Origin of the sequence: Puia sp. P3 (assembly GCF_050632245.1) — a bacterium.
Taxonomy (GTDB): Bacteria; Bacteroidota; Bacteroidia; order Chitinophagales; family Chitinophagaceae; genus Puia.
The window spans coordinates 6930789-6939819 of sequence record NZ_CP192583.1 but is presented as its reverse complement, the minus strand read 5'-3'; the positions used below and the strand labels follow the sequence as shown (position 1 = coordinate 6939819).

Here is a 9031-nt window from a genome sequence, read left to right as displayed (position 1 = left end):
GAGGTAGTTCACAGGTGGTTCACGGCGGGAGCCGAGCCGTCCTAAACTGGCAGCGTCAGCTGTTCTTCTTCCCCCTCCGGATTGATATTAAAACTTCTTCGGTGGTATTTGCAGAGCCCGAACTTCCCGATCGCATCGCGGTGCTCTTTCGTTCCATAGCCTTTATTGCAGTCCCAGCGGTAGTGCGGAAATTCCTGATGCAGCCCCTGCATATACTCGTCGCGCCAGGTCTTGGCAAGAATGCTGGCCGCTGCGATGGAGGCGAAAATGCCATCGCCCTTGATGATACAGCGGTGCGGAACCCTCTTGTATTTCGTGAAACGGTTGCCGTCGATCAGTAGCAGTCGGGGACGGATGCTCAGTTTGTCCAGCGCCAGATGCATGGCCTTGAAGGAGGCCCTGAGGATGTTGATGCGGTCGATCTCGTCGTGGTCCACCTGGGCGACGCCCCAGGCCAGGGCGTTGGCTTCGATATAGATCCGCAGCTCGTTGCGGTTCTCCAGGGTGACCTGCTTGGAGTCATTCAGCAGCGGATGGAAAAAACCTGCCGGAAGGATAACCGCCGCCGCAAAAACAGGTCCTGCATAGCAGCCCCGTCCTGCCTCGTCGCAGCCGGCTTCTATCAGCTCGTCCTGGTAGTGACTTCGCAGCGGATTTTCCATGGACCAAAAATAGACCTTCTTTTGATCGAAAGAATGGGCAGTGGAAAAGTTTCGGACTTACCTTTGCGCGCAAGTATGCTAGAGTCTTCGCAATCCCGATCCACCCGACCGGTAGCCATCTGGGTCTACACCGGCGTCATCATGTTGCTGATACAGGTCGTTCTCGGAGGTATTACCCGTCTGACGGGCTCCGGTCTCTCTATAACGGAATGGAACGTCGTAACGGGGGCCGTGCCGCCGCTGAATGACTCACAATGGCAGGCCGAATTTGCCAAATATCAGGCGACCCCGCAGTACCAGCTGCTAAACAGCGGGTTTACGCTTTCCGACTTCAAATTCATTTTTTCTGGGAATGGTTCCACCGGTTCTGGGCCCGGACGGTGGGTGTCGTATTCCTGGTGGGCTTTTTCTGGCTGCTCGCTAAGGGAGCAATGAAGTCGTGGATGGTCCGGCCGCTGATCATCCTGTTCCTGCTCGGCGCCCTTCAGGGGGCCATCGGGTGGATCATGGTAGCGAGCGGGCTGACGGGAGACGCGATCTACGTCAAGCCGACAAAATTGGCGCTGCACTTTGTTTTCGCCCTGGGCCTGATCGTCTATACCTACTGGTTTGCGCTGCAGCTGTCTGTCCCGAAGGGCCCGCGCTTCAGCGTCAATACACGAAAACTACGGGGCTGGACGATCATCATAATCGCGGTGCTGTTCTTCCAGCTACTTTACGGAGCCCTGATGGCCGGGCATAAGGCGGCGACGGTCGCTCCGACCGGCCTACGATCAATGGCAGCTGGATACCCGAAAGCCTGTTCACTCAGCATCCCCTTCTGGAAGACCTGGCCGGCAACCGGATCACGATCCATTTTATCCACCGCGGGCTGGCCTATCTGCTGGTGAGCACTGGTGATCGTCTGGTCGGTACTGGCCGGGCCTGTGTTCGGCAGGAACCCGCAGCCTGTGACCGGGCCCGTGTCTGGCAGCAACCCGCGGCCCGGGGCCGGGTTCGGCGGAAATTCCGGGCCGGGGGCAGACCCTGCCGTGGCGGGGTCCTTTCGTCGTCTTCGCTGGCTCCCGCTGGCGCTGATCCTGGCTCAGGTAACGCTCGGCGTCAGCAGTCTGCTGACCAGTCCCGGCATCGTTCCGCAGCACTGGGGGCTCTTCGACTGGCTGGCCCAGCTGCACCAAATAGTCGGTTTGCTGTTCCTTTTGACAATGGTCCGGATGTTGTATCTTGTGATACCTGTGCAACAACATCCTGTCACCGTATGATGCGAATCTTAAAAGCGATCTATTATTTCTTTCCGGTTCAACTGCTATTGCTGCATGTAAAAAAGTTCCAGATTCTGCTGATTTTCTGGCTGATCCTCTTCAGCACCCTGAACGGCGGTTTTATGCGGGCATATGGCGCTGCGGCTCTTTTCTCTCCCCGGAATATCTGGGGGACGTAAGCCCAATCAGCACCTCCATCGTCGGTATGGCGACCGGCATCTTTATCATGAGCTGGAATATCACGACCTTCATCCTGTTCAGCAGACATTTCCGCTTCCTCGCGACGACGACCAAGCCTTTTCTGAAATACTGCATCAACAACACAATACTTCCGCTGATCTTTCTGGTCTTCTATTTTATCAAAGCGGTTCAGTTCAACGTCAGCCGCGAACTGCTATCCGCGATGCCCATCTTCTACCTTGTCGCCGGGTTTCTTTCCGGCTTCTTCTTTATTGTCATTGTCTCGATGCTCTATTTTTTCCGCGCGGACAAGAGCATCATTCGCCGGATGACGCCGGTGATCAGCAACCCCAGACTGTTCAAGTCGCAGTTCAGAAAAAGAAGAGGTGAAACTGAACGAGAGCCGCCTTATGCGCGTACACTGGTATCTCAACTCTTTCCGGACGATCCGCAAGACAAGGGACGTGGCGCACTACAGCAAAGATTTTATTGAAAGCATTTTCAACCGGCACCATATCTCCGCGGTCCTTTCCATCTTCGTCGCCTTTATCTTTCTGATAGTCGTCGGATTCTTTATGGACTCGAGGTTTTTCCAGCTGCCCGCTGCGGCAAGCGTTCTCATCTTCTTTGCCATCCTGGTCTCTCTGTCGGGAGCATTCTCTTATTTTCTTCAGTCCTGGAGCATTCCTTTTTTGTAGTGATTTTTCTGATCCTGAACCTGCTCTACAAATACAATGTCATCGATCCGACGAACAAGGCCTATGGACTGTTCTACAATACGAAGGAAGACCGGCCCCTCTATGACCGGGAAACCCTGCTGCAGTTGTGTTCGGAAGAGAACCTCCGGAAGGACAGGGCGAATATGGTGAGCATTCTCGACCGGTGGAAGGCCCGTCAGTCCGAGGCAAAGCCGATACTTTTTCTGGTCAACACCAGCGGAGGGGGCAGCCGCAGCGCCACTTTCACCATGAATATCCTGCAGAGGCTGGACAGCCTGAGCAACGGGCAGCTGATGCGGAAGACCGTCCTGATCACGGGCGCTTCGGGCGGGATGCTGGGTGCGGCCTATTTCCGTGAAGCTGGCCAGGCTGCGCGACAGAGGAGACACTTCTATCCATCTCCAAAGCAAGCGCTATATCAGCGATATTTCCCGCGACCTGCTCAACACCCTTTTCTCTTCCTTTGTCGCGCGCGACCTGGCGTCCCCCGCCCAGAAATTCACCGTCGACGGACACGAGTACGTGAAGGACCGCGGGTTTGCCTTCGAACAAAAACTCAATCAGAACACACACGGCGTCCTCAACCGCCAGCTAAAAGATATCGCCGCCGATGAATCCGCGGCTAAAATGCCGGTGATGCTGTTCAATCCCGTCATCACCCGCGACAGCCGGGCGCTCGTCATCAGTACGCAGCCGGTGAGCTTTCTGATGCGCCCAAGGTTCGACAGCACGAGGATCCCCGCGATGGACCCCGACGCCGTGGACTTCGGAGCGCTGTTTGCGAAGCAGGAGCCGATGAACCTGCGCCTGCTGACCGCATTGCGGATGAATGCCACCTTCCCCTATGTGCTGCCCAATGTCTGGCTGCCGACGAGACCGGTCATCGACGTCATGGACGCGGGCTTCAGGGATAATTTTGGGGAGATGAACGCCATCCGGTACCTGAACGCTTTCCGCGAATGGATCCAGGAGAACACCAGCGGCGTCGTGCTGCTGCAGATCAGAGACCGGAAGGCGGGTGGATGGGAGAATCCCTACGAGTCGGAGGACGTCACCGAGATCGTTACAAAACCAATTCTCCTGCTCCAGGACAACTGGTACAAAATGCAGGAATACAACCAGGACGACCTGCTGAGCCTTTCGCAGAACGGGATGGGCTTTCCTTTCCGGAAACTGATCTTCCAGTATGTTCCCAAGACGGAAGACGCGGGGGCGGCGCTAAACTTTCACCTCACCCGCCAGGAGAAGCTGAATATTACCGGGTCCCTGGACAATGAACTGAACCGGCAGGCCTTTCAGACTTTTAGGGAGTTAGCCGGCAAATGACTTTGACCCGGACTAATGGCCCTCCTGCCGGCCACTGAGCCGCCGATGTGTGAGCCGCACGGTTCACGGCTGTATCAGCCAAATTGCCTTCGGTACAATCCTTATACTCAACTCCCGTGAAGGAGCCGCCGGATCACCGTCGATATGCAGCGGCGCGTACTCGGGGTTGGCGATCTCCAGGGAGGGAGTCCTGAAATAGAGGACCTGCCGCCGGTCTTTCGCGCCAGGGCTGGTCTGTACGGCATAGCCCCCGAGCACCTGACGGATCACGGACAACAGGAACGAGAACCTCCCCGCCTTTTTTACCACGACGATATCGAGCAGGCCGTCTTCCAGACTGGCCTTCGGGGCGATCGTAAAATGATTGCCGAACTGATCGCCGTTGGCGACGCTGATGAAGAAAGCATCGACGGAAAGGCTAACCGTCCCGCCGTTGGCCGAAGCACCAACACCAGGATCCCTATTGCCGGGAATCGTGATCCGGAAGGGATACGGCCGGGCGGTGAAAAAATTCCTCATGCTCACCTTCACATAGGTCTGTAGCCCCCGCGTATGCTCCAGAGCGAACTCGTGGGCCACTTTGCCGTCAAAACCGATGCCGCACAGCATACACGAAAAATGACCATTGATCAGAAAACCGTCTATAAGGGATGCTTTTCCGGAAAAGATGATATCGAGGGCCTTTACCGGATCTTTCGGGATGCGCGCCGCAAAGGCGAGACCGTTGCCCGAACCCATCGGAATGATGCCGACGCGGGTGGGGCTGCCCTGCAGGGCAGCCATGACGGCGCTAACGGTGCCGTCGCCGCCGCAGATGACGATATCGGTTATGCCTTCCTGTTCGATGACGGAACGGAGGAAATCATAGTTCCCCTCCGCGTTGGTGGGAAGTATATTGAATTCGATGCCCTTTTCCGACGTTTTTTGGGCGATCAGCTGCTGCAGGGACGATTTTCCGCGGGTACCCGATATTGGATTGATGAGAAAAATGAACTTTCTATTGTCGGTTTGGCGCATGCGGCAAATGTACAATGGATGTAAGAAAGTGGACTACGCCTTTTTCCACGCCCCCGACGTCGTGCGACCGGACGGACGAACCGATCACGTGCGTGCCCGCTTCGGGTATGGCCTGCTTATATTTCATCGCCGCGGGCGTACCCAGCTGGTCGAACATGGCGAGTGACGCCGACACCTTTACCGTGCTGTCCTGATGAACGCTGTCTTTATAGTAGTAGAACAAACCCACCGGCTGGGTGACGGCGGCAAAGGTCTTTTTATTCATCGTCGTTTCCAGCAGTTCTTCGAGGGCGACGACTGCCTCCGACCGGTATTTGGGATACCAGTACTGCCGCCACTGCGGGCCGAAATCTTCCTTGCTGATGATATAGTTCGATCCGGTCACGAGGTGCGCGATCTGCAGGCCCCAGTGATCGTTGAGCAGCCATGCGTTGGGGTCGTTGATGGCAATATTGGGAGAGAGCAGGACAAGCGCCGCGACAGAATCCGGATATGCGGCGGCCAGTTGCAGCGCAAACGTGCCCCCCGTCGAAGTACCCATCAGGATCACCTTATCGCCGAGACGGGAGCCGACAGCCAGCGCGTCACGGGCGGACTCCCAGTAGTTGTCGGCGGTAAGGCCTACCATCGCATCGGCCGTGTCGAGACCGTGTTCGGCTAGCCGGGGAAGGTAGAGATTGCAGCCAAATTGAGTGGCTATTTCGCGATGCAGCGGAATGCCCTCACCCTGTGAGGCGGAAAAGCCGTGCAGGTAGACGATCGCGTAGGGCGTTTTGCGGCGCGTCGTGTCGGCCCACACAATACGGGCCTCGTTGTCGGGCTTGATGTGGTGATGGGATTCCTGTTCGCTGATATATTTTTCCAGCGCGGCCGGCTCTGACGGCAGGACAGGCATTGCTTTACTATAAACGGGAGTTGCAGGGGAAGGGCCAAGAAAATAAAGAATGATCAGGAGGATAGGGAGAAGAAGCCACCATCTTTTACGCATGGGTTCAAAATTTGACGAAATTTAAGGGTTTTGTATGTTTTTTGTGTTATTTCTCCACGGCCTCCTTGACCGGCTAGGAAATCCGTCCGTTAAATCGTACATTTGCGGCTTCAAACGGGGCGTAGTCCCGTCGGCCATTGGCCAGAGTAAAAAACCGGCCAGAGGCCAGAGAGATTAATATTATGGAAATCAGAAACATTGCGATAATCGCGCACGTTGACCACGGTAAAACTACCCTGGTAGACAAGATCTTACACGCTACTCACGTATTCCGTGACAATCAGGAGACCGGAGAACTGATCATGGACAACAACGACCTCGAAAAGGAAAGAGGGATCACCATCTTCAGCAAGAACGCCGCCGTGGAATACAAGGGCGTGAAAATCAATGTAATAGATACCCCTGGTCACGCCGACTTCGGCGGTGAGGTAGAACGCGTATTAAAAATGGCCGACGGGGTCATCCTGCTGGTAGACGCCTTCGAAGGGCCGATGCCGCAGACCCGTTTCGTACTACAGAAAGCCCTGCAGCTGAACCTCAAGCCGATAGTCGTCATCAATAAGGTCGACAAGCCCAACTGCCGTCCCGACGAAGTGCACGACGCAGTTTTTGAGCTGTTCTTCAACCTCGACGCGACCGAAGAACAACTGGATTTCCCCACCTTCTACGGAAGCGGTAAAAATGGCTGGTTCAACTGCAAGAACGAACAATGCGCCGATATCACCCCCTGCTGGATGGTATCCTCCAATATGTACCCGCTCCGAAAGTATCGGAAGGTACTTTGCAGATGCAGATAACTTCCCTCGACTACTCTTCGTTCTTAGGCCGTATCGCGGTGGGCAAGGTCGCCCGCGGCACGATCAAAGAAAACCAGAATATCGCTCTGGTGCAGGCGAACGGTACGATCAAAAAGTCGAAAGTAAAGGAACTCTATACCTTCATGGGTATGGGTAAGAAAAAGGCCTCCGAAGTGACTGCCGGAGATATCTGTGCAGTGGTCGGTCTGGAAGACTTCAACATCGGTGACACGATCGCCGATGCGGAGAATCCCGAGGCATTGCCCGTCATCAGCGTGGACGAGCCGACGATGAGCATGCTGTTCGGCATCAACAACTCCCCCTTCTTCGGAAAGGACGGCAAATTCGTTACGTCCCGTCACCTCCGTGACCGGCTGATGAAGGAAACCGAAAAGAACCTGGCCCTGAAGGTTGAAGATACGGACAGCGCCGATAGCTTCCTGGTCTATGGCCGTGGTATCCTCCACCTGGGCATCCTTATCGAAACGATGCGCCGCGAAGGATTCGAACTGACGGTGGGACAGCCTCAGGTACTGGTAAAAGAGATCGCCGGCAAGAAGAACGAGCCGTTTGAAATATTGGTAGTCGACGTGCCCGGCGAGTTCATGTGGCAAGGTAATCGACATGGTTACCCAGCGCAAAGGTGAAATGCTGGTCATGGAGAGCAAGGGCGATATGCAGCACCTCGAGTTCGAGATCCCTTCGCGTGGTCTCATAGGTCTGCGTAGCAATATGCTCACCAACACCGCCGGCGAAGCCGTCATGGCCCACCGCTTCCTGGAATACAAACCCCGGAAGGGCCCGATCCCCGGCCGTAACAACGGAGTTCTGCTTTCCAAGAACCAGGAAAAACCACCGCTTACTCCATCGACAAGCTGCAGGAGCGCGGTACCTTCTTCGTCGATCCGGGCGAAGACGTCTACGCAGGTCAGATCATCGCCGAGCACATCAAGCCGGGCGACCTGATCGTGAACGCGACGGAAGGAAAGAAACTGACCAATATGCGCGCCAGCGGAAGTGACGACTCCGTGAGGATCGTTCCGAAAAAGCAAATGACCCGGAAGAGTGCATGGAATATATCCAGCAGGACGAGTGCATCGAGGTAACGCCGAAGAAGATCCGTCTTCGCAAGAGCATCCTCGACGAGGAAGAAAGAAAGCGCGTCGCCCGTAGCATGAAGTCCGAAGAGGTCGGATAGTTGAATGCGACACCCGGACAAGCCGCCGACGGTCGCGGGAATTTGAAAAATTGTAGCTTATGAAACGTAAGCTTTTATATATCTTCTTTATAATGCTGCTCCTGGCTGGCGTCGAGCCGGCCAGGGCGCAGTGTTCCATCTGCACCCGCACGGCCCAGCAATTGGGCGAGCGGCCCGCCAAGGCGCTTCAACAAGGGGATCGTATACCTCGCAGTAACGCCGCTCGCCATCTTCGGTCTTATTGGCTATCGCTGGTGGAGGAACGAGAGGGAACAGAAATAGGTCGTTGGATCACTTCCACTCCGCGACCAGCTGATAAAGATTGACGGTTCCTTTCGCCGACAACTCTGCTTCGATCTTCCGGTACAGGTCCGTTCTTTTGACATTGCGCATCCGCTGCTGCTGTATCAGCAGGAAGGCCCTTTCGGCCAGAATATGGCATTTTTTCTCCCGGTTCTCCTCTTTTTTCAGCAGTTCGTGTACCAGCTGAACAACCTGGGCGATCCCTTCATTTTTTGTAGCAACTGTTTTCACGGCGGGTATCTGACGGTCTTTCCAGCGACTGGAGTAGGCCTGCATCGCTACGAGGTGGCGGATAAAAGCGTCTGCCCCCGGCCGGTCGGCCTTGTTGACGACGAACAGGTCGGCGATCTCCATCACACCCGCCTTCATCATCTGCACGTCATCACCGGCTTCCGGCACCAGTACGAGCATGGTCATATCGGCGAGTGCCGCGACCTCCACTTCTGTCTGCCCTACCCCTACCGTTTCCAAAAGCACGTAGTCGAACCCTGCCGCCTGCATCAGACTCGCGATCTCCACTATCTGCGGATGAAGGCCGCCGATCGCTCCGCGGGAAGAGAGACTGCGTATAAAGACGCC

14 protein-coding genes and 2 pseudogenes are annotated in these 9031 nt (G+C 55.7%); 11 read left to right on the top strand and 5 right to left on the bottom strand.

The features are described from left to right. Positions 1 to 41: 41 nt before the first annotated feature. On the bottom strand, positions 42 to 662 hold the full coding sequence (locus ACQ86N_RS43875; RefSeq protein ID WP_431212559.1) for a ribonuclease HII: 621 nt from the start codon (positions 660 to 662) through the stop codon (positions 42 to 44). A 33-nt stretch (positions 663 to 695) separates the two neighbouring features. Between ACQ86N_RS43875 and ACQ86N_RS43870 the strand changes: the two are divergent. The 7 genes and pseudogenes from ACQ86N_RS43870 (at position 696) to ACQ86N_RS43840 (ending at position 4149) form a co-directional block, all read left to right on the top strand. After that, positions 696 to 1552, top strand: a pseudogene (locus ACQ86N_RS43870) (COX15/CtaA family protein). 6 nt (positions 1553 to 1558) lie between these two features. Continuing rightward, a complete protein-coding gene (locus ACQ86N_RS43865; RefSeq protein WP_431212558.1) occupies positions 1559 to 1924 on the top strand; it encodes a hypothetical protein in 366 nt (121 codons plus the stop codon). Beyond that, a complete protein-coding gene (locus tag ACQ86N_RS43860; RefSeq protein WP_431212557.1) occupies positions 1921 to 2103 on the top strand; it encodes a hypothetical protein in 183 nt (60 codons plus the stop codon). The genes ACQ86N_RS43865 and ACQ86N_RS43860 overlap by 4 nt, the downstream gene beginning before the upstream one ends. A 26-nt stretch (positions 2104 to 2129) precedes the next feature. Continuing rightward, positions 2130 to 2597: a hypothetical protein gene (locus tag ACQ86N_RS43855; protein WP_431212556.1), complete on the top strand. Its 468-nt coding sequence runs from the start codon at positions 2130 to 2132 to the stop codon at positions 2595 to 2597. Next, positions 2569 to 2802, top strand: coding sequence for a hypothetical protein (locus ACQ86N_RS43850; RefSeq protein ID WP_431212555.1), 234 nt, complete (start codon positions 2569 to 2571; stop codon positions 2800 to 2802). The genes ACQ86N_RS43855 and ACQ86N_RS43850 overlap by 29 nt, the downstream gene beginning before the upstream one ends. Further along, a complete protein-coding gene (locus ACQ86N_RS43845) occupies positions 2802 to 3437 on the top strand; it encodes a hypothetical protein (protein WP_431212554.1) in 636 nt (211 codons plus the stop codon). Before ACQ86N_RS43850 ends, ACQ86N_RS43845 begins: the two co-directional genes overlap by 1 nt. Further along, positions 3346 to 4149 (top strand): hypothetical protein, encoded by an 804-nt coding sequence (locus ACQ86N_RS43840; protein ID WP_431212553.1) that lies wholly within the window; start codon positions 3346 to 3348, stop codon positions 4147 to 4149. Before ACQ86N_RS43845 ends, ACQ86N_RS43840 begins: the two co-directional genes overlap by 92 nt. A gap of 63 nt (positions 4150 to 4212) precedes the next feature. Here the strand turns inward: ACQ86N_RS43840 and ACQ86N_RS43835 are convergent, their stop codons facing one another. Both ACQ86N_RS43835 and ACQ86N_RS43830 read right to left on the bottom strand, forming a co-directional pair. After that, positions 4213 to 5166, bottom strand: a complete 954-nt coding sequence (locus ACQ86N_RS43835) for a diacylglycerol/lipid kinase family protein (protein WP_431212552.1) — start codon at positions 5164 to 5166, stop codon at positions 4213 to 4215. Continuing rightward, positions 5147 to 6154, bottom strand: coding sequence for an alpha/beta hydrolase (locus ACQ86N_RS43830; RefSeq protein ID WP_431212551.1), 1008 nt, complete (start codon positions 6152 to 6154; stop codon positions 5147 to 5149). Before ACQ86N_RS43830 ends, ACQ86N_RS43835 begins: the two co-directional genes overlap by 20 nt. A 182-nt stretch (positions 6155 to 6336) precedes the next feature. Between ACQ86N_RS43830 and ACQ86N_RS43825 the strand changes: the two genes are divergently transcribed. From ACQ86N_RS43825 to ACQ86N_RS43810, 4 genes and pseudogenes are all read left to right on the top strand, one after another. Next, positions 6337 to 6951 carry a GTP-binding protein gene (locus ACQ86N_RS43825; RefSeq protein ID WP_431212550.1) on the top strand — a complete coding sequence of 205 codons (615 nt, stop codon included), beginning with the start codon at positions 6337 to 6339 and terminating at the stop codon, positions 6949 to 6951. Further along, positions 6942 to 7598, top strand: coding sequence for an EF-Tu/IF-2/RF-3 family GTPase (locus ACQ86N_RS43820; RefSeq protein WP_431212549.1), 657 nt, complete (start codon positions 6942 to 6944; stop codon positions 7596 to 7598). The genes ACQ86N_RS43825 and ACQ86N_RS43820 overlap by 10 nt, the downstream gene beginning before the upstream one ends. Beyond that, the gene (locus tag ACQ86N_RS43815) at positions 7576 to 7917 is read left to right on the top strand and encodes a hypothetical protein (RefSeq protein WP_431212548.1); all 342 of its coding nucleotides are present in this window, start codon (positions 7576 to 7578) and stop codon (positions 7915 to 7917) included. The genes ACQ86N_RS43820 and ACQ86N_RS43815 overlap by 23 nt, the downstream gene beginning before the upstream one ends. Continuing rightward, a pseudogene (locus ACQ86N_RS43810) lies at positions 7818 to 8149 on the top strand (hypothetical protein). Before ACQ86N_RS43815 ends, ACQ86N_RS43810 begins: the two are co-directional and overlap by 100 nt. A gap of 74 nt (positions 8150 to 8223) precedes the next feature. Here ACQ86N_RS43810 and ACQ86N_RS43805 read toward each other — a convergent pair. Together ACQ86N_RS43805 and ACQ86N_RS43800 are read right to left on the bottom strand one after the other, a co-directional pair. Continuing rightward, complete coding sequence (locus ACQ86N_RS43805) at positions 8224 to 8379, bottom strand: hypothetical protein (RefSeq protein ID WP_431212547.1); 156 nt, start codon at positions 8377 to 8379, stop codon at positions 8224 to 8226. A gap of 61 nt (positions 8380 to 8440) precedes the next feature. Then, entirely contained in the window at positions 8441 to 8995 is a 555-nt protein-coding gene (locus ACQ86N_RS43800; RefSeq protein ID WP_431217840.1) for a hypothetical protein, read from the bottom strand. Positions 8996 to 9031 lie beyond the last annotated feature (36 nt).